This window comes from Peribacillus sp. FSL M8-0224 (genome assembly GCF_038003055.1).
GTDB classification, from domain to species: Bacteria; Bacillota; Bacilli; order Bacillales; family DSM-1321; genus Peribacillus; species Peribacillus frigoritolerans.
On the sequence record NZ_JBBOOJ010000001.1, the window covers coordinates 2,463,450 to 2,490,035 of the forward strand.

General features: G+C 39.0%; 20 protein-coding genes. 4 read left to right on the plus strand and 16 right to left on the minus strand.

Annotation, left to right across the window (positions count from 1 at the left end):
- Positions 1-25 precede the first annotated feature (25 nt).
- From MKX49_RS11840 to MKX49_RS11870, 7 genes are all read right to left on the minus strand, one after another.
- Complete coding sequence (locus MKX49_RS11840; protein WP_048679430.1) at positions 26-955, minus strand: ABC transporter permease; 930 nt, start codon at positions 953-955, stop codon at positions 26-28.
- The gene (locus tag MKX49_RS11845) at positions 955-1,884 is read right to left on the minus strand and encodes an ABC transporter permease (RefSeq protein ID WP_340878527.1); all 930 of its coding nucleotides are present in this window, start codon (positions 1,882-1,884) and stop codon (positions 955-957) included. The genes MKX49_RS11840 and MKX49_RS11845 overlap by 1 nt, the downstream gene beginning before the upstream one ends.
- Before the next feature lie 133 nt (positions 1,885-2,017).
- Positions 2,018-3,652 carry a peptide ABC transporter substrate-binding protein gene (locus tag MKX49_RS11850; protein ID WP_230175882.1) on the minus strand — a complete coding sequence of 545 codons (1,635 nt, stop codon included), beginning with the start codon at positions 3,650-3,652 and terminating at the stop codon, positions 2,018-2,020.
- A 685-nt stretch (positions 3,653-4,337) separates the two neighbouring features.
- Complete coding sequence (locus MKX49_RS11855) at positions 4,338-4,772, minus strand: DMT family transporter (protein WP_098865135.1); 435 nt, start codon at positions 4,770-4,772, stop codon at positions 4,338-4,340.
- Between the two features lie 155 nt (positions 4,773-4,927).
- Positions 4,928-5,506 carry a GNAT family N-acetyltransferase gene (locus MKX49_RS11860; protein WP_048679424.1) on the minus strand — a complete coding sequence of 193 codons (579 nt, stop codon included), beginning with the start codon at positions 5,504-5,506 and terminating at the stop codon, positions 4,928-4,930.
- A gap of 64 nt (positions 5,507-5,570) precedes the next feature.
- A complete protein-coding gene (locus MKX49_RS11865; RefSeq protein WP_340878528.1) occupies positions 5,571-6,305 on the minus strand; it encodes an NAD(P)/FAD-dependent oxidoreductase in 735 nt (244 codons plus the stop codon).
- A gap of 145 nt (positions 6,306-6,450) precedes the next feature.
- Positions 6,451-6,771 carry an FAD-dependent oxidoreductase gene (locus MKX49_RS11870; protein WP_340876561.1) on the minus strand — a complete coding sequence of 107 codons (321 nt, stop codon included), beginning with the start codon at positions 6,769-6,771 and terminating at the stop codon, positions 6,451-6,453.
- 336 nt (positions 6,772-7,107) lie between these two features.
- Here MKX49_RS11870 and MKX49_RS11875 point away from each other — a divergent pair, with 336 nt between their 5' ends.
- The 3 genes from MKX49_RS11875 (at position 7,108) to MKX49_RS11885 (ending at position 9,930) form a co-directional block, all read left to right on the plus strand.
- Positions 7,108-7,737: a CAP domain-containing protein gene (locus tag MKX49_RS11875; RefSeq protein ID WP_323597132.1), complete on the plus strand. Its 630-nt coding sequence runs from the start codon at positions 7,108-7,110 to the stop codon at positions 7,735-7,737.
- Positions 7,738-8,024: 287 nt separating this feature from the next.
- Complete coding sequence (locus MKX49_RS11880; protein WP_340876562.1) at positions 8,025-8,906, plus strand: helix-turn-helix domain-containing protein; 882 nt, start codon at positions 8,025-8,027, stop codon at positions 8,904-8,906.
- A gap of 424 nt (positions 8,907-9,330) precedes the next feature.
- Positions 9,331-9,930 carry an exonuclease domain-containing protein gene (locus tag MKX49_RS11885; RefSeq protein WP_251539903.1) on the plus strand — a complete coding sequence of 200 codons (600 nt, stop codon included), beginning with the start codon at positions 9,331-9,333 and terminating at the stop codon, positions 9,928-9,930.
- Between the two features lie 520 nt (positions 9,931-10,450).
- Here MKX49_RS11885 and MKX49_RS11890 read toward each other — a convergent pair.
- The 8 genes from MKX49_RS11890 to MKX49_RS11925 form a co-directional block, all read right to left on the minus strand.
- Positions 10,451-12,847: a YhgE/Pip domain-containing protein gene (locus MKX49_RS11890; RefSeq protein WP_340876563.1), complete on the minus strand. Its 2,397-nt coding sequence runs from the start codon at positions 12,845-12,847 to the stop codon at positions 10,451-10,453.
- A gap of 414 nt (positions 12,848-13,261) precedes the next feature.
- Positions 13,262-14,260, minus strand: a complete 999-nt coding sequence (locus tag MKX49_RS11895; RefSeq protein ID WP_054395689.1) for an NAD(P)H-dependent flavin oxidoreductase — start codon at positions 14,258-14,260, stop codon at positions 13,262-13,264.
- Positions 14,261-14,432: 172 nt separating this feature from the next.
- Positions 14,433-15,176: a Cof-type HAD-IIB family hydrolase gene (locus tag MKX49_RS11900; RefSeq protein WP_340876564.1), complete on the minus strand. Its 744-nt coding sequence runs from the start codon at positions 15,174-15,176 to the stop codon at positions 14,433-14,435.
- A gap of 158 nt (positions 15,177-15,334) precedes the next feature.
- Positions 15,335-16,330 carry a cation diffusion facilitator family transporter gene (locus MKX49_RS11905; RefSeq protein WP_340876565.1) on the minus strand — a complete coding sequence of 332 codons (996 nt, stop codon included), beginning with the start codon at positions 16,328-16,330 and terminating at the stop codon, positions 15,335-15,337.
- A gap of 264 nt (positions 16,331-16,594) precedes the next feature.
- Positions 16,595-17,347: a hypothetical protein gene (locus tag MKX49_RS11910; RefSeq protein WP_318292483.1), complete on the minus strand. Its 753-nt coding sequence runs from the start codon at positions 17,345-17,347 to the stop codon at positions 16,595-16,597.
- A 775-nt stretch (positions 17,348-18,122) separates the two neighbouring features.
- Entirely contained in the window at positions 18,123-19,541 is a 1,419-nt protein-coding gene (locus MKX49_RS11915) for an amino acid permease (RefSeq protein WP_251540202.1), read from the minus strand.
- 793 nt (positions 19,542-20,334) lie between these two features.
- Entirely contained in the window at positions 20,335-21,480 is a 1,146-nt protein-coding gene (locus tag MKX49_RS11920) for a histidine kinase N-terminal domain-containing protein (protein ID WP_098864378.1), read from the minus strand.
- A gap of 241 nt (positions 21,481-21,721) precedes the next feature.
- Positions 21,722-23,554, minus strand: a complete 1,833-nt coding sequence (locus MKX49_RS11925) for a sigma-54-dependent Fis family transcriptional regulator (protein WP_340876566.1) — start codon at positions 23,552-23,554, stop codon at positions 21,722-21,724.
- Between the two features lie 489 nt (positions 23,555-24,043).
- Here MKX49_RS11925 and MKX49_RS11930 point away from each other — a divergent pair, with 489 nt between their 5' ends.
- Positions 24,044-25,525 carry an aldehyde dehydrogenase family protein gene (locus MKX49_RS11930; RefSeq protein ID WP_340876567.1) on the plus strand — a complete coding sequence of 494 codons (1,482 nt, stop codon included), beginning with the start codon at positions 24,044-24,046 and terminating at the stop codon, positions 25,523-25,525.
- A 192-nt stretch (positions 25,526-25,717) separates the two neighbouring features.
- Here the strand turns inward: MKX49_RS11930 and MKX49_RS11935 are convergent, their stop codons facing one another.
- The gene (locus MKX49_RS11935) at positions 25,718-26,422 is read right to left on the minus strand and encodes a TerC family protein (protein WP_053535188.1); all 705 of its coding nucleotides are present in this window, start codon (positions 26,420-26,422) and stop codon (positions 25,718-25,720) included.
- Positions 26,423-26,586 lie beyond the last annotated feature (164 nt).

Below are 26,586 nucleotides of genomic sequence, written 5' to 3' on the forward strand. Positions count from 1 at the left end.
ATCAAATCATTATGTTAGGACTCATTTATTTCCGTAGTTTTGGATCTAAAGCATCCTGCAATCCGTCACCAACCACATTGAAAGCGAACATCGTTAAGGAAATCAAAATTGCCGGGATTAACAGTTGATAGAAATTCCCTACCAGAATGCTTCCCAGTGCATCACTTGTCAATGTTCCCCAGCTTGCCTGAGGTGCCGGAACTCCCAGTCCCAAAAAGCTAAGTGTAGCTTCGGCAAAAATGGCAGTAGGTACAGTCAACGTTAAATTGACAAGGATCGGTCCCATTGTATTTGGAATCATGTGTTTTCTTAAAGTCCAGCTCGTATTGGCTCCAGAGATTGTTGCAGCATGGATATATTCATTCTCTTTCAGTTGTAAAACCTGGCCCCGTACCAGTCGCGCCATCGGAATCCACCCCGTAATCGACATCGCAATGATGATCGGCAGAATACCAGGTTTTAATACGACCATCATCAAGATAACCATCAATAGGTATGGAATCGCATAGATCACCTCAGCGAAACGCATCATGATATTATCCGTGCGTCCGCCGCGAATGGCAGAAATCCCGCCATAAAGGACACCAATTAAAAAGTCGATCAGCGCTGCCATCAATCCAATGAACAAGGATATCCTTGCACCGTACCAAGCTCGCGTAAATAGATCCCTTCCTGATGAATCCGTTCCAAACCAATGCTCGCTATTTGGGCTAAGATTCTTTTTCTCGAAATCTTGTCCATAATAAGTATATCCGTTAATGTACGGACCAAAAATCGCCATCAAGACCAAGAGAATTATTAGAATAAACCCCGTCATCGCCAGCTTATTTTCTTTAAATCGACGCCAGACGTCAGACCAATATGAAACTGTAGGTCTTGCTATTTTTTCAGCTTCCTTAAAGTTGCCTTCGGCGGGTTGGAACATATCTTCGGTTAAATGCACTTTATCTGCCATTATTTCTTCTCCCCCGTCACTTTAATTCTAGGATCAATCAACGTATAGGCTATATCAACGATGAATATCAATAGAATAAGCACCGCACTATACACAATTGTGGAACCAAGAATCACCGGGTAGTCCCTGTTGGATATTCCCTTTACGAACATATCACCCATGCCCGGAATACCAAAAATACGTTCAATGATGAAGCTTCCTGTCACGATATTAGCCGTAAGGATGCCCAGAATCGTGATAATCGGCAATAACGCATTCCGAATCGCATGTTTGATTATGACACCGCTCCGTTTCAATCCTTTGGCTTTTGCTGTCAAAATGTAATCCTGCCCCATTACTTCAAGCATGCTTGTCCGCATCAGTCTCGCGATGAAAGCAAGCGGCATCATGGAAAGGGCAATGGATGGTAAAATGGTATGCTGCCATGTCGCCCATGTAGAAACAGGGAATATATTCCATTTAATTGCGAAATAATTGATTAAAATAGTCGCAAGGATAAAGTTAGGAACGGAAATCCCTACGATGGCAATGATCATTGATAAATAGTCGGGCCATTTATTTCTTTTCAGTGATGCCACGACACCCAAAATGAGGCCAAAGAAGATGGCAATCACCAAAGCTTGTGCCCCTAAGTGCAATGACACCGGAAACCCCTTCAAAATGTAATCATTCACGGTAATGGATGAAGATTTCAATGAAGGACCAAAATCAAATTGAACGACTTCCAATAAATAATTCCCATATTGGGTCAACAACGGCTTGTCCAATCCATAGTGGACTTGAAGGTTTTCATAAACAGCAGGAGGCATGGCTCCTTCTTTTGCAAATGGATTTCCCGGAATCGTATGCATTATGATGAACGTTAATGTAATAACAGCCCATAAAGTAATAATCGCCCATTTAAAACGGTTTAATGTATATCTCAACATGGTAATCACCCCAATCATCGATTTTCTAAGAAGTTGAAAACGGAAATGAATGCATGAAATATTCAAATTCGCAATTGAAAAATGGGGTATGACCTTAATCGGACATACCTCCCATTTCACTATTATCCTTCTATTATTTTTTATCCGCGTAAATAAAGTTCGGATAAGCGTTAATTGGAGCAAAAACTCCAGTAACATTCGATTTAACCATATATGGTTTTGTATAGAAGTAAACCGGAAGGATCGGCATTTCGTCAATCATGACTTTCTCTGCTTTATGCAAAGCATCCATGCGTTCTTTTGGATCCATTGTAGATTTTGCTTCTTTTAATAAATTATCATATTCTTTGTTTGACCAACCTGCATCATTATAGGCGCCGTCCGTTTCCCAAAGCATGAATGTCATCGGGTCAACATAGTCACCAACCCATCCTGCACGGGAAATTTCAAAATCACCAGCTTTTTCACGGTCAAGCTTAACTTGGAATTCTGCATTTTCAAGTGTCACTTCAACACCCAGGTTATCACGCCACATTCCTTGAACCGCTTCAGCAATTTTCTTGTGTGAATCTAAAGTGTTATACAAAATTGAAAACTCAGGTAATTCTTTCATGCCTTCTTCAGCAAGTCCTTCTTTTAACAATTTCTTAGCTTCGGTAACATCTTCCTTAAATAGGTTACCTGTATTTTCCTGGAAATCTCCAGATGCATCAGGAATACCCGGAGGGACTACGCCGAAAGCAGGCTTTTGTCCGCCTTGAGCAACATTTTCGGTGATTTTTTGACGCTCGATAGCCATTGAAAGCGCTTTCCTTACTTTAGCATTATTGAAAGGTTTCACTTCTGTATTAAAGTTGTAATAGTAAACAGCAAGTTCTTTGCCCATTTTGAATTCTTTATCATCAGAATTGACCATTTGACCTTGAATATCCACTGGCAGTGGATAAGCGAGGTCCAATTCGCCACTCTGATACATTTGCCATGCTGTATTTTCATCTTCAATTAGAGCAAAGTTAACCGCATCCAATTTGATTTTATCTTTATCGTAGTAATTTTCATTCTTTTCGATTTTCAGGCTTTCTTTATGTTTCCATTCCGTTAATTTGAACGGCCCGTTTGAAACGTGAGTTTTTGCATCCAAAGCCCATTTTGGATTTTCTTCCTGTACCTTTTTATTGATTGGATAGAAAGTATAGAAAGATGTCAAGTCAAGGAAATATGGTGTAGGCTGTTCCAAAGTAACGACCAATGTATGTTCGTCTGTCGCTTTAACCCCTACATCCTCTTCCTTCCCTTTCTTACTGTTGTATGCTTCCCCGCCTTTAAGATAATAAAGTTGGTAAGCATAATCTGCAGCCGTTTCCGGTTTCAAAGCATATTTCCAAGCGTATTCGAAATCATTGGCTGTAAGCGGATCTCCATTTGACCATTTCAAACCATCTTTTAATTTGAATGTCCAAGTTAATCCATCTTCACTGATTTCCCATGATTCTGCAGAACCAGGGACGATTTTGCCTTCCTCTGTTTTCTTTGTCAGCCCCTCGAACGTATGTTCAAGGATCCATGATTCATGAGTACCTTGAGCATTTGCAGGGTGAAGCGAACCAGGTTCACTCGAATTGTTTACGTTTAATACTTTTGATCCGGATGAGTCACCCGAGCCTCCTTCTTTTTCATTCGAAGTTTCCTTCGAACCGCCATTGCATGCCGCAAGCATAAGCATGATGGCCATAAGAAGAGCAAGCACTGAAAATTTAGACTTTTTCAAAAAATATTCCCCCTCATCTTTAATCTTTCTTAGGATATTCCCATTTAAGAGATTATCCTTCTAACACCTATTAATCTTCCGTATAGTACATATAATGATTGCGAGGAAAAGTAGAAGCATTCATTGCAGAAATTCACCCAAATCAATTAGCGAACCGTTTGCATAAATCTTAATTTCTACCTAAAAATAGCAATTAATGCAGTTTACTAGGTAAAAAATCACCTTTTTTTCACCTCGCCAAGGATACTATACCTCGAATTAAAGATGTTGAATTTTAAGTATATTACGAATAAATCAAAAAATCAATAAACCGGTGAGTACTTTTTCACAATATAGTAATTAATTGCTAATCAATTCGATCTAGATACTAGGTAAATAGAAATGATCACCTAAAAGGACTTCCGACTTCCAGGTGTTTTTACAAACCCCTCTAAATCAGTATTCATATAGGTTCTCTTGTCTATTTATTTCTAAATATTCTAATAATTCATATCAGGTTGATTACTAAGACAACTTTCCTAGCAAACCATCCCCTCTCAAATAAAATATTTTAGCAGGATAATGCATTACTTCGTTAAAATATTTAGTTCTCTTTAATCAATCTCCAAATAATAGGCATTAACTATAGGAGAATAGAAATATCCCCCTATATGTACCCGTCGTTTCAATGAAAAGTGCCCCTTCTTCATTTATGATTAAACAAATATAATGACACGAAAAGTAAACAAATTCCTGCCACCTTTTTCGCGTCCAATGGGATGCGTACGCCTCCAAATAAACCGAAATGGTCAATGACTGCCCCAATAATTATCTGGCCTGCTATAACCCCGACCAATGCCGGTGCCACTCCAATCCGAGGCACGACCAATACGATCACAATGACATAAATAGCCCCTAACAGTCCGCCTGTTAATTGCCATTTGGGTACAGACGCGATGGCAGAAATATTTCCATTTCCCGCAAACAAAACAATAAATAATAAAGCGAGAGTCCCTATTCCAAACGAAATGAAGGAAGCTTCAATGACCCCCACTTTTTTTCCTAATCCACCATTGATTTGTCCTTGTATGGCAATGGTGATTCCGCCCAGGACCGCAAGCAACGGAAATAATATCTTCACAATGATTTTGCTCCTTTTTATGTCCATCCGGACTGATTAATGAATTCGCATACCATTTTAACATGAAAAATATGTATATTGTCCTTTACTGATATAAAATCATCTGCAAATAAAAAAACTGGCACTTTGGGCCAGCTGCAATCTTCTATACCAAACTAAAATCTATATGATTCCTGAACACTTTGTTGCCTTAACTGGCAATACTCCGTATTCAACAAGGAAAATACCAGGGCATCATGCGACTGATCACGAAGAAATAGATAACTTCTGAGGCTGCCTTCCTCTTTGAATCCAAATTTCTTCAGAAGGTTTCTGGATGCAATATTATCCTTGAAAGTTAAAGCGGCGATTCTGTTTAGTCTCAATTCTTCAAAGCAATAGCGCAATACTTCGTTGACAGCTTCAGACGTAAAGTGTTTCCTCCAATATTCAGGATGGATTTCATATCCTATTTCGGCGCGTTTGTTGGCTAGGCTTAATTGATGCAGGCCAACAGTACCGATGAATTTGCCTGAATCCTTTAGAATTACTCCCCAGCGCATCCCTCGTTTGTTTATATAAGCACTTTTAAACGAGTCGATTAAGCGGCGGGCATCTTCTACTAGAGTTAAACTTTCTATCCCATCATATTGGGTCACTTCATCTTTAGAGAGGATTTCAAACAGACTCTCGGCATGATGGTGACCTATTTCGATTAAATGCAGCCTTTCTGTTTCCAATTCCTTAAACCACATCGAAAAATCCCTCCGTATATTCAGCTGTCTACTTAATTCGATTCATGATGAAGAGATACCTGTCTTAATGGACAATACTTTTTGAAAAATGCCTTTCCTTAACGTACAATGCAGAGTCCTCATGTCCTCCCTTTGTAATCAAATCCCTGATGATTTGGGAAAGGATGACACTGTAAACCGACCCATTCCCGCCATAACCCAATAAGAAGTAGCAATTAGGATGGTCAGGATACATTCCTATTGTCGGTAAACCATCTTGGCTCTCACCAAAAAAAGCTCCCCAATAATAATCAGCCCAGATCCGATTCTCTAATTCTGGAAACAGATTGAAAAGCTGCTTTATTAATTTATCTCTTTTGTTCAAAATCATTGAATCCCTTTTCTCCAGATAACCGGTCGATTCATCAAGGCCACCAATGATAATTCGATTGTCAGGAGTTTTTCTTGCATATAAATAAGGCCGTGCCGTTTCCCAAATCATCATATTATCATGCCATTTAGCTTGATCGGCTATTTGATTTGTTGCTATGGCATATGAACTGAGAATCACTGCATTTTTATCCTTCACTTCTTCTTGGGCTTCATAACCAATTGCCAAGATGACCGTCTGTGCATGTACCGTGTGACCCGTTTCGGTAAATAACTGGGTTTGATTCTCTATCTTTTCATTGATTTTTGTTGTTGCATAGACACTTACGCCTTTCGAAACAGCCTTTTCAATCAATAAATGTGCATGTTTATAAGGATTGATTTCAGCATCATTATCTGGACCAGCGCTCCTGCTTTCGGAAACGAAAATTTTCGGTTAATCTCTTTTTCTGTATAATATTCAACAGGGAAATTGCGGGTTTTAAGATTCCTATATTCTTCTTTAAGCTTAGAAACGTGCATGGGATTGGATGCATAGTACAAGCTTTTTCTAATTTTAAAATCCGGATTTTCCTTTAAACTTGGAACGACCTCTTTCTCAAGTGTCCGAATGGTGTCCCAGCTTCTTCTCCAAAACTATGAATGAGGGAAGTAAAAGTTTTATCATTTGAAAACTGTAAAAGTCCAGTATACGCAACCGTACTTCCTTCACTTATATCCCGTTTATCGATCAGGACGACATTCAGACCAGTCTCTGCCAAAAAATAGGAAAAGTGTGCCCCTGATGAACCGCTCCCTACTATACAAACATCACATGAAAGTTCTTCCTCCAACATGGGATATTTTCTCGCTTCAAATGTATCTTTCCAAAACACTTTCCCTGCCTTTAAATCCATACAAGCTCCACTCTTGGGATAATTAATTAGTTTCATCCTTTTCAGTTCCATATAACTATATCGTTTTGATGCACTTATTATTTACCCTGACAAACATGGCCTGCAAACGTAAAATGATTCTTTTTTTCCAGAAATCCATCATTCCAATTTATCAAATAGACCTATGATTTGGATTTACCATATAATCTGCCAAGTCATATGTACCTGTATTATGTATATTCTCATACTATCCCTTTTTCCTAGTCCTATAAAGAATGGAATGAGCTAATTTTACACAAAACTATTTTTATAGGATACTATACTTCCAATCCAGATATTCTACTAGGAGGAATTAAAATGAAGAAAATCATCCTTTTATCCGCACTGTCACTATCACTTCTATCTCCAAAAGTCGCTTTGGGAGCCAATACTTACGAGGTGGCAGAAGGAGATACCTTAACGAAAATCGCTTCTGAATATGGTGTCAGCATTGACGAATTACTTAAATCGAACTCTGCTATAAACGATGCAAATCAAATTCGAATCGGACAAACCATAAATCTTCCCGAATCATCCAATACCACGGTTAATCGCAAAGAAAGTCAATCAGTTGAACAGCAGGTCCTTAGTTTAGTTAATGAAGAACGTGCAAAATCGGGCCTCCCTTCACTTAAAATGGATACAGCCATTTCCAACGTAGCCATTCTAAAATCTGAAGATATGCGTGATAATAATTATTTCAATCATACAAGTCCCAGTTATGGATCGCCTTTCGATATGATGAAATCCTTTGGAATCAGTTACGAGTACGCAGGGGAAAATATCGCAGCAGGTCAACCTAGTGCGGATGCTGTCATGAAATCATGGATGAACAGCCCCGGACATAAGGCGAATATCCTTAACAAAAACTATACGCACATTGGAATCGGGCATGTAACTGGAGGGAAATACGCCCACTATTGGACCCAACAATTCATTGGAAATTAAAAGCTTTAGAGGCGGCAGATTGCCGCCTCTTTTTATTTATTCTTATATTCCAAGTCTCATGATTGCTATTATCAATGATTATATACCTTTCTCACTTTATATAGAAAAGACGTAATTTCAGTTTGATCGCTTCAATAAGAAAACGTTCTTCGTTATTTTTTAGTTGGATGGTATTCAAGGAATACACGTAAAGTAGTTATATCATACTATCTTTCAATTATCTTACTGATAAAAATTAAATTATGTTAAAATAGAATTCTAGATATAGGTACAAAGGGGCAATTGTAATGAAAATAGAGGTTGGCTCTGTTATCAACGAATTACGAATAAAACAAAATCTTACAAGAGAAGAACTGGCTAAGGATATATGTGAACCTAATGCCCTGACAGATTATGAAAGAAGCATCACTTCTCCAACCATTGATGAATTGGCACTTTTTGCGGATAAACTTAAAGTTGATCTGCCGTATTTCTTCACTACTAAAAATGAACCGATTTATAATTACATAGAAACCATTAAACTTTTGATTAACAAATACAAACGGACACGTAATTATGAAGCAATTTATGAAATCGTCCAAAAAGAAATGGCAACTGCACCGGAAAAATCGATATCATTTTATCAATTCTTAAAATGGCATGAAGGTATCTCTTTTTTTCATTTGTACAATGACAAACAAAAGGCTATAGAATTGTTGAATGAGGCCATGCAGATTACCATGGGTAAACGGGTCATTCTTCATCAACAGGAAATAGAAGTTTTAAATAGTATCGGGATCATCCATTTTAAAACGAAAAATTATGAAGAGGCCATCACCATCTTCAATGAAGCACTGGAATTTATCGAGAATATTCCCCATGTGAATCAGGAAGGTACCATTATCGTGAAGATCATTCATGGATTAGCACAAACATTGACTGAACTCCATTATTATCAGGAATCATTAAATTATACTCTTAAAGGGATCAACATTTGTAATTCGATAGAATCATTATATTTATATGCGGAACTCCATCTTTTAACTGGTAAGAATCTGGTTCAGCTGAAACAACCTGAAGAAGGACTGCACTATATAAAGCAATCCAAAAACATTTTCAGTCTTCAAAAAAACGAAGAATTCGTACAAATTGCCGAACATGAATTGCAAAACATTTTGCACTGCATATGAACATGGATAAAAAAGATAGAGATTGCTTATAATCTCTATCTCAGTAGACAAAAGGAGTTCTATCTAAATTTTTAAACATAGTTGATTGGAGCGGGTGTGCGAGACTCCTGCGGGAATAGCAGTCCAAGGGAGACCCCACAGGCGCAAGTGCGCCGAGGGCGGACCGCCCGTGGAAAGCGAGTGCCTGAAGTGGAAATTAACGTCCAAATCTATATAAGCAAAAAAACAGTAGACAAATTCGATTTTCATCAAGTTTGTCTACTGTCTAAGATAGAGATTGCTTAAAAATCTCTATCTTTTTTTAGTTTCGTTAGTTCACCCTTACCTTCAATATTTCAAATCCTTTAAAACGATCATAATGCTTTCAATAGCCATTCTATGTCAGCTATAATAGAAGAATGTAACCCAACTGGAGGAAAAAAAATTGACTAATAGATTAGGTTTAGTACTGGACGTAGAAACAACTGGTTTACGTCCCTCTTCAGATGAAATTATCGAGCTTGCCCTTATACTCTTTACATACAGCAGTGAAACAGGGGAAATCATTAATCTTATTGATCAAGAATCATTTTTAAGGGAGCCTCTCTCCTATGGAGCAAGAAGGAATTATGATCAAGCATACAGAATTCATGGAATTCCATACAGCTCCGTAGAAGGAAAGAGTTTTCATGATGAAAAAATTAAAACCTTCATTGACCGTACCGATTCGATTTTCGCACATAATGCTTCTTTCGATAGAAGTTTTCTCTACCAAATGTATCCGGAAATCAATGATCAAAAGTGGTACTGTACGATGCGTAATGTACCTTGGAAGCAATATGGATTTGAGAATAGTAAACTCTTAACATTACTGCAGGCACATAATATCACTAATTTTCAAACACACAGGGCCATGGACGATATATCTTACCTAATGGAGCTTATGAGAAAACCAGGTCCTTCTGGTGATCCTTATTTAAAGGATGTCATTGCAAAAAATCCAATGAAGAAATATGCACCTGCTTCCCAAAAGACAAGGGTATAAAAGCTGTTTAAATACTTTTACACTCTTGTACAGGTTGCGCCATAGTTTTGTCACTATAATCGTTTTTTGACCCTTTCCTTGTGAACAGGAAGCGCTTGGCACATATATTCAGGTTTTTAATAGCGACTCATGACGGGTACCTGTTTCAGTTTGTAGACAATGGGGTTCGGAATTAAAAAATTCAGAACCCCCTTTGAAATATGTTTAGAAAGGATCCTCATCACCTCAGCTTTTAAAATTATATTTCAAAAAAATAAAGACTTTAGGCAAAGGGTTCTATCTAAAAGTTAAAACAAAGTTGATTGGAGCGGAGGGTGCGAGACTCCTGCGGAAAAAGCGCGTCTAGGGGAGACCCCGCAGGCGTAAAGGCGCCGAGGGCGGACCGCCCGCGGAAAGCGAGTGCCCGAAGCGGAAATCAACGTCTAAATTGTACACCCATAAAATACTGTAAACAAACTCACTTTCCTCGAATTTGTCTACAGTCTGAAACAGCGACCCAGATGGGTCGCTGTTTTTTTGATCATTGTACAGTTGCTTCTTCCTGATTTTCATTCAATGTGCCGTTCATTTTCTTATACCGATAAATAAAGTAAAGAAGTGATAAGATTAATGCCGTAACGAGGAATATCGCCAATATGGCAAGATTATGCCACATGAAGCTATAATCTCCTGTTGAGATGACAGCACGAAAAGCATTAATGGAATAAGTCATCGGCAGGAACGGTGTGAATCCCTGCAAGAAACCAGGTACTAATTCATTGGGGAATGTTCCGCCACTGCTGGTCAGTTGGAGAATCAAAATCAATAATGCTATGAACCGGCCTGGATTGTCAAAGGCTGAACCCAGGAACTGGATGATTGCCATGAATGTGCAGCTAGCAAGAATGCTTACTGCAAAAAACAGCGGCAGGCTCGTAACATTGATTCCAAGGCCCAAAATTAAAATCGAGTCCACCAATATGGCTTGACAGATTCCTATGAGTGCCATGACGCTGTATTTACTAATAAACCAGCTAAATCCACTCGCAGGTATAACAGCAGGATCTCTTAACGGGAAAATGATCGTCAGAACGATAGCCCCGATAAATAAACTTAATGAAATTAAATACGGTGCAAAACTAGTGCCATAGTTCGGTACATTATTAATTGGTAATTTATCTACTTTAACTGGGCTTGCAAACATGTCATAAACTTCTTCATTGGATTTGATCTTGCCTGCTTCATTTGCCCCGTCATTCAATTCGTCATGTAATTCTGCAGATCCATCTGAAAGTTTGGCGATTCCATCTTGTAACTTAATGGCTCCATTCGCCAGTTCTCCCATACCGCTAGTTAGGCTGTTTGACCCCTCCTTCAATCTATCCGTTCCTGTAACCAGACCTTTGGAACCTTCGGAAAGCTGTGAGGTTCCACTTGATAATTGCTTGGAGCCATCTTCAAGCTGATCAAGCCCGCTTACCAAGTTATTGCTGCCTTCCGTTAATTGTCCAAGTCCACTCTGCGCTGAATCGATACTTTCGCCAAATGTTGTCAAACCAGACACCAATTGACCTTGACCGTTTTTCAGTTCATTCGCCCCATTGGCGAGTTTATCCTGAGCTTGCTTCAATTGCGTGAAACCGCCGCTTAACGCACTAGTGCCTTCACTTAACTGATTGGCTCCATCACTAAGGCTATTTGAGCCTTTAGCCATTTCGGTTGCACTGGCCGATAGTTTTCCCACTCCTTCAGATACTCCTTTACTACCTTCACTGATGCGTGTTAGAGAAGAAATCACTCCCTCCAAACGCGCTTTCTCTGCAGGATCATCCGTAGCTTCAGATTGTTGTTCCAATCCGGAAATAACCTCATCCAAACCTGCCGAAACTTCAGATGCCCCCGCTTTTGCTTCGTTCGATGCTGCACTCCATTCAGACAATGAACCTGAAAGCTGGGCGGCACCAGCCGCTACACCATTTGCTCCCTCAGTCAAAGCGGGCAGCTTTTCATCTATCTGATTGAAGCCCTCTAATGACTGCTGCAATCCAGAGGCCAATTCACCAGTTCCCGCTTCAGATTTCTTTGCCCCTTGCAAAAGCTCGGATTGACCATCTTTCATTTGCCCAACACCAGAGCTGAACTGTTGTAACCCTTGATTAAGTTCCTTTGATCCTGCAGCTGCCGAACCGACCCCATTCGAAAAGGTCAATGATTTTTCAGCTAATTTTTCCAGGTTTTCATGGATTTCGACAGAACCTGAATGAAGGGAGTCAATTCCTTCATCCACTTTTTTGGAACCTTCTTTAGCTGAGATAATCCCTTCACCAAGTTCACTGGAGCCGTTTTTCACTGTATCTGTTCCGTCTTTCAATTCTCCAGCTCCATCACTGGCACTTTTGAGTCCGTCAGCCACTTCGTTCAAATTATCGAACATTGACTCCGCATAGGTTTTCGTAACCGCCGACGAAACCTCCCCTTTGATTCTCTCCGAAGCTGCATCACCTATTTTAGTGGATATATAATTGAACCCTTCATTGGACGTATAAATTAAATCAAGTTTTTTCGGATTGTCCTCCTGCAAGGTCGTTGCATTCTTCGAAAAGTTTTTCGGAATTTCTATTTTCATGTAATAATCTTGATTTTCCAGGCCTTCATTGGCTTCTTTTTGACTGACGAAATGCCAATCGAAATCCTTCTTTTCCTTTAACTCCTTGACTAAATCTTTTCCTATTGTAAGTTCCGTTTCATTGAACTCCGCACCCTCATCCAAATTGACAATGGCTACAGGCAATTGATCCACCTTACCATATGGATCCCAAAATGCCCAAAGGAATGTGCCGCTATATAATAAAGGAATCAGTATGATCCCTATTATGGAAATTAGTATCATAGGATGTTTTATTATGGCTAAAAATTCACCCTTTAAAGATTTTAACACGCCTACCAAGCCCTCCTATACGACGAATATGCCGTTTATTTAATCTATCTCGGTGAAAACGGATGAAAGAATACAAAATTAAGTCATATGCTTCTGCAATGTAAATTTAAAATTCTTCATCTTCACCTAAATATATATTACTTTTTAAACAATTAATAATATATGACTAAATTGTTCATTTGGTCATTATCACGAAAATAATATAACATTTATCCATCTTTTTATCAATATTTTTTCACAGCGATACTTTCTATATATACTGCTGCTTTTATCTTTAAATCCATTTAGATTGCCTTTTAAGCTGAAAATACTTTATTATGAATTAGCTCTGATATTACATGGCAAAAAAGGGTACCCATAATGGATACCCTTTTTATTAGCTATATTAGCATAATTAAATAAAGCGCTTTCATATCATTTCGATATAATTCCTTTTAATTTTTCCGCCTGCCCGGTCAATTTATTCAAGGACTCCTGATACTCTTTTTCTAATTGTTTTATGATGCCTGCAGCGGTATCTATTTTTTTAATCGCCCCCACACCATGACCCGCTGACCAAATATCACGCCACGCTTTAGATTCAGACGATTTGGACATGCTGTCAAAATCGACTTTTTCTTTTTTGGCTAATTGTTCTGGGTCCAATCCTTCCTTCCTTATGCTCGGTTTAAGCATATTACAATTAACGCCTGAAAATGCATCAGTCAAGATGATGTCATCATGGTCAGAATCGACAAGCATTTCACGATATTCATCATTTGCCCTGCTCTCTTTCGCCACGATAAAACGTGTACCCATATATGCAAGATCCGCTCCTGCCGCCTGAGCTGCCAAAATACTGTGACCAGTACTGATCGATCCGGCGAGCAAAATGATTCCGTCCCAGAATGTCCTAACGCTGTCCACGAAAGCAAAGCTATTTATGTCACCAGCATGACCGCCTGCTCCCGCAGCAACCAAGATCAATCCGTCCACACCTGATTCCGCAGCTTTCTTTGCAAAATCCACAGAGCTGACATCCGAAAAGACCAACCCGCCATAGCTATGTACGACATCCACCACATGTTTTGGTGAACCTAATGATGTAATGACGATGGGAGGCTGATGCTTTTTGACCAATTCCAACTCTTCTTCAAGCCGGCTATATGTACGGTGAACAACCATATTCATTGCCCATGGGGCTATCTTTGAGCCTGGTTCTTTATCCTTTGCTGCAAACAATGTATCGTTTATGTCACCCATCCATTGATCCAGTACCTCTATCGGCCGCGCATTCGGTGCTGGAAAAGAGCCGATCACCCCATTCAAACAGCATTCTTTCACTAACTCAGGACCGGATATTAAAAACATAGGTGCTGAGATAACTGGTAAAGTTAATTGATTCCACCACTGTTCAGGCAAACTACTTGTCATCCTTATACCTCCCATTATTAATATATTACCAAAATATAACACTACAAGATTATCATACTTCTAAAAGACACAATTTTCAAGAAATTAATTCAGCAGCTAAAATTTAATTGTCATGCAGCGCCATTTAAATAAAAAAACTGTATATGGAATACGTCCCATATACAGTTTCGATTCAATTTGAAAGCACCCATTTCCGAATGGCCTTAGCTACTCCATCTTCTTCGTTTGTCGCTGTAATCCATTCTGCTTTTTCTTTCACAATTTCTTGGGCATTTCCCATTGCCACGCCCACTTTTGCTTCAGAAATCATCGCAAGGTCATTTAGGCTGTCACCCACTGCCATTACATTTTCCATGGTAATGTCGAGCAATGAACATACGAGCTTTATCGCTTTCGCTTTATTGACGCCCATGGCATTCACTTCAATATTCGTTGGGCTTGAATTGCTTATTTCAAAGGTTCCTTTTGATACCAGTTCATCCATGATGATTTGGCGGATGCTTTCATCATTTGTATCAAAACCGAATTTAAGCCATTGCGAATCATGGATTTTTTCAGGCATTTCAGCCCTGTAAATATTATCGCAGCTAATGGCCCAAAAATGTGTACCATGTTTTTGGCTTAATTCCCACATCCATTGTATGGATTCACTATCGACGATATTCCTTTCAACCAGTTTTCCTTGGTTATCGTAAATTTCGCTTCCGTTTACTGTAATGAGGTATGATTGGAGTTCCATTGACTTTGCAAAATCACTGCACGTCGCATAGGATCTTCCTGTGCTCAATACCACAAAAACCCCTTGATTTTCGGCTTCTTTTATCGCTCTCCGATTTTCTTCAGATATCTCTCCAGCCTTATTGAGAAGCGTGCCATCCATATCAAGTGCAACTAGCTTAATATTTTGTTTCTCCATTCTTATTCACCCTTCCATAAACCTTCTTTATGTAACTAAGTCCATGATAGCTTATAATGCATACCCAAGGAAAGTACGTGATGAATTGAACAGGCATTATCATTAGTGTCATGATTTATAATCACCTGATCATGACACTTAGTATTCTGTCAATATTTCTACTCGCTGTCTTTTTTCATTTCATTCAGTTCTTTTTTTATCTGACCTTCCCATTTTGGGATACCATCATTTTCATCAAATTCTATAATGACATCCGTTACCCCTCTTTCCTTTAATATCTGATTAAACAGCCGATCTTTAATGTCGTCCGCCTGTGCGATTGAAATATGGGGATCCAGTTCAACTTCAAGTTCAACATGAAAGTCTTCCCCTTCTTTTATTACGGCCAGTTTCTGTATATCCCTTACGTCTGCATCATCCATGACCATCGTTCCAATTTTTTGCCGCATTTCAATATCGGCTTCCCCAAGAGCACCTGCAGCATTGTCAAGAAAAACCCTTCCAACCACATAGAACATACCAAGACCGATCATGACGGAAGCAACTCCTTCCGCCTGGATAAAAGGCGTGAAGTTTGCTAATAAAATGGCAATTATCGCAAGTACGCCGCCACCGGTCGCAACCATATCTTCCATAAATACTAATTTCGTCGCTGGTTTTGCCCTTCTTAAACCAGAAAAGCTCTTGAATATGACGGCTGCCCCTTTAGCTTCGATGCCAGTCTCATGGACCACTTCTTTCATCGCTTTAAATAATACATATGATTCCAACACAACCGCTAACGAAAGGACGGACAAGTTAATAAGGATACCAGTTGATTCTGCAGGGTGTAAAATGTGATGGAACCCTTCTTTAATCGTTTCATAAGACATGATCCCGACAACCAATACTGCCCCTAGTAATACAAGGTTAACCAAACGTCCAAAACCATCAGGGAATCGATCAGTTGGTGACTTTTTACTTAGTGCGGAACCAATGAAGACGAAAAACTGATTCGCAGCATCGCCCAAAGTATGTAAAGTTTCTGCGAACATAGCGACATTTCCTGTCATGAAATAGGCAATCCCCTTTAGCACTGCGATGATACTATTCACACAGGCAGCAATGAACGCCGATTTATTACCTTGTTTCAATAATCGAAATAATTCTTTCATATAAAAATCCCCCCTTATCTTTTTTATAAATGCATGATCATACTGTATTATCCCCAACACTGGAAAATATGAAACCACAAACCCAAAACCAATACGATTGGAGAAAGGTTATAAGTTGTATCTCCCACAAACGAATATATTCCAGTGGTGGACGCATCTATTCTAATAAGTTCAGGTAATCATTCATTTCTTTAGATGCCTGAATACGGCAAAAAAAAGGAGTAAGCGGCGGCTTACTCCATATCATCCAATAACTTCGTGTGTTTATCCTTCTTTTTTCACTAACTTGGATGGATTATTTACTTTATAGCGTATTTCTTTATTGTATTTTTTGTCGACCACTTTTCCATCAAATTCGATTGCGTCTCCTTCTTCGAGCTCAGCTTTTTTTAATGTCTTGCTATATCCACACCAAGCATCGCCGATAGTCAATTCAGGCTCCGTTGTCACTTTGACATTCTCCAAGAGTATGACTTCATCTTCTTCACCAGTGAAATGGTTCATTTTTGCCGCGAACTCCTTGACGGTCGCGGTGAAATGCACTTTTTCCCCAGGCAAGTCCAGCTTAGGTTTTGCTGTCGTTTTTTTAGTTTTGGTTTTTGCCTTTTTTGGTTCTTCACTTGGCTGATCGGCGTTTTCCGTAATTGGTGCTTCATCCACCTGCTCAGTTTCACTTGAAACTGCAGCTGTTTCGGAAACCGGGCCACTCAACAGTTCTTTTCCGAAACTGGAGCTTTGCATTTCCTTTAAATAGGAAGGGTTAATGCAGCTAAGCTTACCATTTTCAAATTGAACGACTACAGTGTCAAGTCCGTTGCCATATTGTTCATAACCTGCCAATTTGACTTTTGCTTGAAAACTTCCGCTTTTATATAATAGTTCTCTTTTAACCGAACGGGCAGTGAATAATTTCCATTCCAATCCTTTAGCGATATAGTCCGTATCATCTAAAAAAGGGATATACTCTCCTTTTGGTGCAATATAATGAATCAAACCTTCAGCTGGAGTTTCAGCCACAGTCACCACTCCTAATCTTTTCTATAGATTATATTCTAGCAAAGGATTTCAAAGTTGCAAATGAATGAGTATCATAATTGATCAGAGGGGGTGGCAGTCATGGTTACGATCATACATAAACGCCCTCATGAAATGAATGCAATCATTTTTGGAACCAGAAAAAAAGCTGCCCACTAAGGGCAGCCCAGGCTGTAGACAAATTCAAAAGAGCCTTTGCCTGCAATTTTATATTTAAATAAAGTTCCAGTTGATTTCAGAAATCTGCTCCCTTTCCACCAAGCCTCATCAAAGCAGGCGCCTGTCGGGTTTCGGCAAGCCAGTTATTCGGCAGGATTGTTGCAAATTCCTTCTATTAAGTGAGGATGGTTTCATAAAACAGTAAAAACCATGAAGTAAAACTAGTCTTTAACATGGTTCGGGATGAGACCAACCTACTGTTTTTTCTTAAAAAACTATCCAATTGATTGGAGCGGGTGTTCGAGACTCCTGCGGGAAAAGCGCGTCCAAGGGAGACCACACAGGCGCAAAGAGCGCCGAGGAGGCTCCCGGGACCGCCCGCGGAAAGCGAGTGCCTAGAGTGGAAATCAACGTTCAAAGTGTACATACCCCGAAAAAAAGTAAAAAACATGAAGGATAACTTAGTCTTCTTTTAAAATCATGGTTTGGGAAGAGACTATTTCGAAACCCCTATAGTCGACAAACGGAGCTGCCAAAGGCAGTCTTTTATTAGAATAGTCAATCTTTTTTCTCTATACGGACAAAATGACTACATTCCTCACCCTTCCTTAACGTGGATATTTTTTAGTTTTCCTTCTTGTTCAGCAGCAATTACGTTTTTCTTATGATAAAACAGAAAGTATGACCCAATAACTAGAATCGTGAGAAGGGTTGTAAGAAAGAATTGCAATCTCATGGAATCAATAAACGCCTGAGCAACGAATATAATAAATAAGACGGCAATGGTCGCATAGGTTAAATAAGGGAATAGCCACATTTTCACTTTGAGTGTCCCGGGATTTTCTTTTTCCGTCTTTTTCCGTAAATATAGATGAGAAAAGGCGATAAAGATATACATGATCATTGTGACTCCTCCCGAGCTGTTTGCGAGAAAAGCAAACAATTTATCAGGGGAAACAAATTTAAATGTCGTGAACACATAAGCAAAGAAAACACTTGCCATTAACGCCCAAATCGGGATTCCCCGCTTATTCACTCGGGAAAGGATTTTCGGTGCATCACCTTTTTTTGATAAAGAATATAACATACGAGAGCTTGTATATAGGCCTGAATTCAAAACAGAAAGCAATGAAGTGAAGATTACGATATTCATGATTTGACCCGCTGCCGGCAGGCCTGCCATGTCAAAAACGCTGGCATAGGGGGTTTTCAGTAAATCTTCAGCACCTTGGGGGATTACGAGAACCAACACGGTCACTGAACCAACAAAGAAAAGAAGAAGACGCCATACGACACTGTTTATGGCTCTAATAATGTTTTTTTCAGGGTTTTCAGACTCACCTGCAGCAATGGCAGCTACCTCACTTCCCGATAAAGAGAAAGTAATGAATATCACACTAAGAAGGACAGGCAGAAAACCTTTTGGTAAAAATCCTCCCTCTCCAGTAATGTTTGAAAGGCCTGGTGAATCAAATCCCGGAACCAATCCAAAAATCATGGCGGCACCCAGGAAGAGGAATATTACAATGGCAGCCACTTTCATGAAAGCTAACCAGTATTCAAATTCCCCATAAGCTTTGACTGAATAGATATTCGTAATCGTCATTAAAATAGGGAAAGATAGACTGGCAGCCCACATAGGTATACCAGGAAACCAATCATGAATCATAGTTCCCAATAACGTAGTTTCAATAGCAATGATGATAACCCAGTTGAACCAGTATAACCAGCCGATCGTGTACCCGGCCCAAGGACCGAATGCTTGATGTGCATATGTTGAGAACGATCCGCTATCAGGATTTACAACAGCCATTTCACCCAGCATACGCATTATAAGCACGATCATCAATCCTGCGATTATATACGATAAAATCGCACCAGGACCAGCTGAATCAATTATGGTTCCGCTTCCGATAAATAGTCCTGCCCCAATTACCCCGCCAATAGAAATCATTGTGACATGCCTGGTCTTGAGACCATGTTTCAATTCATTTGTTTGAAGTGCCACTATTGTCACCATCCTTAAAAACTGTCATTTTAACGTTTTGTAAGCAGTAAACCACTGCTCATGGGTACCCTAGTAGAAATCTTTCATTCAAAAAAACAATGTTAACAGTCCTATACCCGTTTCATCATCGTTTTCATGAGGCCAAATTCACAATCGTTATATGTATATTGAACAGCGTATATTCTATTAACCGGTAATGCATTTCTATTTATACTGTCTCTTTACTACCATCAGCCCCTCAATGAACGTACAATGGTCCTTGTTGATATTTCACTTTCGCTTTTTGTTGAGTGAAGTTCTTTTATGTAAAATAACCAGCTCTTATTCTTTCTTTCCTCACTCTTCTTTTTTTATAAAAGCACCCTCTCTCATTAAAATTTCATACCTACATAAAATAAAAGCAATATCCATGCCAAAAAAAGGATAGTTAGTTAATTAGGTTTTAACGCTTTTATGGATTAAAAACGATTCATTGTTGCATCATAAATGTATTTTTTGATTCAAATATTAATTATTAACCCTTTTTGATTCACAATTGAATTAAAAAATGACAATTTAACTGATTTCATTTTAGATTTCGACACCTTTACATACCGAAAAATAACAGAGATAAAAAGAAGATGCCAAAAACCAAATATGATTTTGCATCTTCCAAATATATTTATTTTCATTGAGAATGTCTTATGTAAAATACTAGCAGTCCCAAAACGACCTTTCCTATTAAACAAAGATTTGTACATGCTTCGAAAAATAACGGTATGTATACTATATTGCTATATGAAAAGTCACTATATGATATGTATTATACCCTTTGAAGTTCATTCTGTACTTTAGGGAAATGGATGCTGAATGTGGTTAAATTTTCATTGGAGACACAATTCATATATCCATCATTACTTTCAATGATCTTTTTACATACGTATAACCCAATTCCCGTTCCTAACTCTTTCGTCGTGACAAAGGGTTCAAAAATAGATTCAATCAATTCACTGGCAATGGCCGGTCCATTATTTGAAATTCTAATTATTCTCTCATTCGCCTCGATTAAAGAGTTTATCCTCAAAATTCTTGGATGTTCCTTATCCTTTAAGGCATCAATCGAATTTATAAAAAGATTCAAGAACACTTGTTTTAACCCATCCTTGCTCGCTGTCATGACGAAGTTTGGATAAATATCTATTTCCACATTAACACTGGCATCCACAATATTTGCATAAGTCAGTTCTTGAATTTCTTCAATTAGCTTTAACACTGAAATTTCCTCTCTTTGTTCCTCATTAAAATCTGATTTAGAGGTATGGAGGAATTGGGTTATCCTGAAATTCAACTGATTTAACTCATAATCAATGATATCCAAATATTTCAAATCCGGATTCTCCCTCTTCAGTAATTTATTGAACCCCATGATAGCTGTAAGAGGATTTCGGAATTCATGTACAAAGCTTGATGATATCTGGCCCAATACCGCTAATTTATCTTTGTGGTTTTCACTTATATAAGACTTTTTTTCCTCAATCACTTCATTTGTAAGATTCGTATATCTCGTTACTGCATGGTAACTAAACGTATCAAAGTGCAAGTTGATGTCATTAATGAATTTCTGCATATAATTAATCGGGATATTTGCCCCAAAAAGATTTCTGATTATGATATTTCTCCCCAAATTGATATTATATAAAAAATCCCCAATGTTGATATTCGCTTCAAGACGTTCTTTTGCAACCTGGTAAGCCAATTTAATCAGCAAATCTTCAGATAGTACTTCCTTGAACGTTTGGATCACCAATGAGTACATTCCATAACCATTTTCTTTAATCTTTTCTTTGTAGGGGTCTATTTCATTGATCTTAATAGTCTCGTTCCATTCATTTAAAAACTCAGATTCTTTTTCTTCCAAATATTGGATCAATACAAATTTATACTTCTTATGTTCAGATGACAACTTCATACTATTGACCACACATCCCCTTACGGAAATTTAGATACTATATCAATAACATCATTCTATATGAGATTTTGATTTCCTGCACTTCATTATTTATAGTAGTGAAATGTAGCTTATAAGGAGACAAGGTATGCATGTTCGCATATAGTTACTTGCAATAACAAGAACCGACCAAATCAGGTCGGGAATCTGAGATTTTAAAAGAAAAATTATCATTCATGTTTTTTTATATACTAAGGAACTCTTACTTTTGAAAGTTGATTCCATATTTTTTCATTTTTCTATAAAGCGTATTTCGGCCGATGTCGAGTTGTTTCGCGGCGTTACTGATATTTCCACTTGTTCGTTCCAATGCATTTCTGATAATCTGGGTTTCTTGTTCTTGAAAGTTTCTTGGTTCTCGATCGGCAATTGCCCCTTCCTCATTTGTAATGGAAGAAACAGGACAAAGTGCCACAAGCAAGTCCCTTGTAATCGGGCCCTTATCAGCTAGGAATACAGCCTGTCCGAGAACGTTTTGCAATTCACGGAAATTTCCTGGCCACGAATATTCCAAAATGAATGTTTTAGCTTCGACTGTTAGTTCGGTATGTTCGCTCTTATAAGGTAAATCCGCTAAAATGTATTCTGCTAAGAGCAATAAATCTTTACGACTCCTCAGATTTGGAAGTTTTAAAGATAATCCACAAAGGCGGAAAAATAAATCTGCACGGAATTCTCCAGCTTCCATTTCTTTTTGTAAGTCTTTGTTGGTGGCAGCAATGACCCTGACATCGATTGGAATGGAAGCATGTCCGCCGACACGCGTCACACATCGTTCCTGAAGTACACGGAGCAGAGACGCTTGAGCTTGAAGCGGCATGTCCCCGATTTCATCCAAAAACAGGGTTCCTCCATCTGCAGCTTCGAACTTCCCCTTATGCCCGCCGCTTTTTGCTCCAGTAAAGGCACCCTTTTCATACCCAAATAACTCACTTTCCAATAAGTTTTCTGGAATTGCGCTGCAATTGATGGCGATGAATGGCTTATCACTTCTTAAGCTATATCCATGAATGGATTGAGCGAACAATTCTTTTCCCGTTCCGCTTTCTCCCGTGATTAGCAAGCTGATATCCAGCGCTGAAGATCTTTTAGCAATGGATATGGTTTGATTCATTTGCGGATCATTACTTATAATATCGGTAAATTGATAACGATTGGTTGTTAATCCATCAATCAATTTCTGTTTTTTTAACCGTACGATCACGGATGATTGATGTTCCATATTTTTGCCAAGGGTTTGAACCAAGAATTCCTGGTCTTTGATTGAAACCCTCCGTTCTAAAACGAGTGGGTCAGTTCCTGATACAATATTCGATACCGGTTTTTCCAATGTGCCGATAACATGTGACGCCGCTGAATTGAGATCTGTAACTTTCCCTTCTTTATCTAGGGTAATTAACGGATCAGGGTATGAATCATATATAAAATAAAGGTTTTTCTCCCTTTTTTGTGTTTGGGACAACAAGAGTGCTTGTTTAATGCTTTCAGCCACCCTCTGAACTAAGCTAATGGAAAAAGGATGATAATTCTGTTGATGACTGCTTAAGTTCAAAACACCAAGCAGGTGTCCATCAGGGTGATAAATGGGCGATGCGGCACAAGTAAGGAAATGGTTATCCTGATGAAAGTGTTGACTGCCATGAATCAATACAGGATTCTTCTCCACTATGGCTGTTCCTATTGCATTTGTTCCTTTTGATTCCTCTAGCCAATTGGCCCCTTTTCTTAAGGAAACATTATCTGCATGGCGGATGAAAGCTGGATCCCCAACTGTTTCGATGATATATCCTTCAGGAGCAGCAAGTAATAAAATGGACCCCAAACCATTAATCGAATGATAAACTTCTTCTAAAATGGGAGAAGAATGGTACAGAAGTTCCGCATATCGTTCGTGGTATTCGGCCAACTCAAAAGCACCAAGCATATCTTCCTTATCCATCATGCTTGGCTGAAGTCCCTTCGAAATGCACCGCTGCCATGATTTTTGAATAAATGCCGGTATGGTTCCTTTATCCGCGCTTATATTAACAGACATTGAATAATCCTCCCGTATGTATAATCAAGTAAATCGGCTTCTGTTTTTTATTCAATTTCATTAATGAAACTCTAAGTGATCCAAAGTTTCAGAGCATTCAGGGTTCGTTCCTTCAATTTAATTATAACAGAAAATTCAGATATCCACCAAAATGAAAACAAGCTTATGTGTACTACTAAACTTTTTTGTTCCATATTGGAACACCTGCCTGTTCCAATATGGAACAGTAAGGCACCTTCCCTTTTCCCTCCACCACCTTTTAACTGATTTCATCGGTTTTTTGTTATGGCATCAGTCTTGCATAATTACATGTCGAGATATTGATTCCTTTTGATAAAGGGGGGAAAGAAATCAAGATAGTCAGAATTGCTGCAAGTCTGCCAAAGGGAATTGGATAAAAAACATAATAGTATGCTTGATCCTTTTACTTAGAGCCATTGTCCAAACAGATATCGAACAATATAATCCAATTGAAAAGGGGTATTATACATGGAACAAACTATTAAACTCAATCCACGTGTGCAAGCATTCTTGAAGGGCACTAAAAAGCTTTTAATAAATGGGGAATTGGTGGAAGCTGCTTCAGGAAAAACCTTTGAGACTCTCGATCCTTCAAACGGCAAGGTTTTAGCGGTTGTGAGTGAAGCAGGTCCGGAAGATGTAGATAAAGCAGTCAAAGCAGCCCGTACGGCTTTCGACAACGGTCCTTGGAAAAAAATGAGTGCATCTGAACGCAGTCGCCTCATTTATAAATTAGCGGACCTCATGGAGGAACATAAAGAGGCGTTAGCGCAATTGGATACCCTGGATAATGGCAAGCCAATTGGCGAAACCACTAATGCCGATGTCCCCCTTGCAATCGATCACTTCCGTTATTATGCGGGATGGACCACTAAGATAGTAGGACAAACAATACCTGTTGCTGGGAATTACTTCAATTATACCCGTCATGAAGCGGTTGGAGTGGTAGGACAGATCATCCCTTGGAATTTCCCTCTACTTATGGCCGCATGGAAATTAGGTGCAGCCCTTGCCACCGGATGCACGATCGTTTTAAAACCAGCGGAGCAAACGCCGCTTTCAGCCTTATATTTAGGACAATTGGCGCTTGAAGCAGGTTTTCCTCCTGGCGTTCTCAATGTCATACCTGGATTTGGTGAAACAGCAGGGTCACCGCTTGTAGACCATCCAGAAGTCGATAAAATTGCCTTTACCGGTTCAACCTCAGTAGGAAAAATGATCATGCGCCAAGCTTCGGGAACCGTGAAAAAAATCTCGTTGGAATTAGGCGGGAAATCACCTAATATCATTCTACCGGATGCAGATATGAGTAAAGCCATTCCTGGTGCTTTAATGGGCATCATGTTTAATCAAGGACAAGTATGCTGTGCAGGTTCACGCCTGTATATTCAAAAGAAATCCTATGACAACGTGGTGGCTGATTTAGTGTCCCATGCAAAAAACATTAAACAAGGGGCAGGTCTTGATCCAACAACCCAGATAGGACCTTTGGTTTCCGGTGAACAATTGGAACGAGTGGGCAGTTATATTGAAAAAGGAAAGTCTGAAGGAGCTGAAGTGGTTACCGGGGGCAATTACGGACAAGGAGAGGGTTATTTTGTAACACCTACAATTTTTGCTGGCGTTGAAGATGAAATGACAATCGCTAAAGAAGAAATCTTCGGTCCAGTTGTAGCTGCCATGCCTTTTGATGATTTGGATGATGTGATAAACCGGGCAAATAACTCAGAATATGGATTGGCTGCAGGTTTATGGACACAAGATGTAAAAAAAGCCCATTATGTGGCAAATGAATTAAAAGCCGGAACAGTTTGGGTAAACTGCTATAACGCTTTTGATGCAGCTTCTCCATTTGGCGGTTATAAACAAAGTGGAATCGGTCGGGAAATGGGCAGTTATGCTTTGGATAATTATACGGAAGTCAAAAGTGTCTGGATTAACTTAAACTAAAATAACAGAGTGAACGCTCCATATGATCATTTAGCTCAAATACCGTTATTGAAATGCATGTTATCGCTTGCTTAAAAATTCGCAAAAAGGTATACCAAAGTACGGGCTTTGGTATACCTTTTTTGTTTTGTAACTTATAGGGCTTAAACAAAAAAAGAGACCTTTCATTTTCGAAAGGTCTCTTTATATCCATCATCCATTACGTTCAATTTGCATTTTTTCTCTGTTTGCTTTTTCTTTTTCGATATTTTTCTGTCTTGAAATCCCGGCAAACAGGATTCCAATAACCACTATCGCTTCAAATCCATATTTAATGAATGGATTTGCAAAGTAGTCGTGCATGAAAGGTTCAGCTACGATCATTTTAGCAGCTGTCCAGCCTAGTATTCCCGCACCAATTATTATGATGAATGGGAAGCGTTCGATCAGTTTCAGGATCAAAGTGCTTCCATACATCACTACTGGAATTGATACAAGTAAACCGATTACCACTAAAGTGAAGTTACCATGAGAAGCACCTGCAACAGCTAGGACATTGTCCAATCCCATCAATGCATCTGCAATAATGATGGTTTTTATAGCAGCCCACATCGAGTCCGCAGGCTTCACATCATGTTCTTCTTCATCGATAAGGAGCTTATAAGCAATCCATACAAGAAGTAATCCCCCTATTAAATGCAGTCCTGGCACCTCTAATAGCCAAACAACCAACAGCGTTGCGATGATCCTTATCACTATTGCCCCGACCGCTCCCCAAATTATCACCTTTTTTTGCTGTTCTTTCGGAAGCTTTCTTGCAGCCAATCCAATAAGGATTGCATTATCACCGGCTAGAACCAAATCTATCATAATGATCGCTAAAAGTCCTGAAATGAATTCACCTGTTAAAAAATCCAACACAATTTCCTCCTTTTTCACAAAAATAAAGAGACCTCTGCCAAATATGGCAAAGGTCTCGCTAAGCACTAAATGAATTAGGCCAATAAAGCCGGTGGGGTTCCCACGTAATGACGACTTTATTTCAGGTTATCCCTGACGCTACTCCCCTTCACGGGAATATA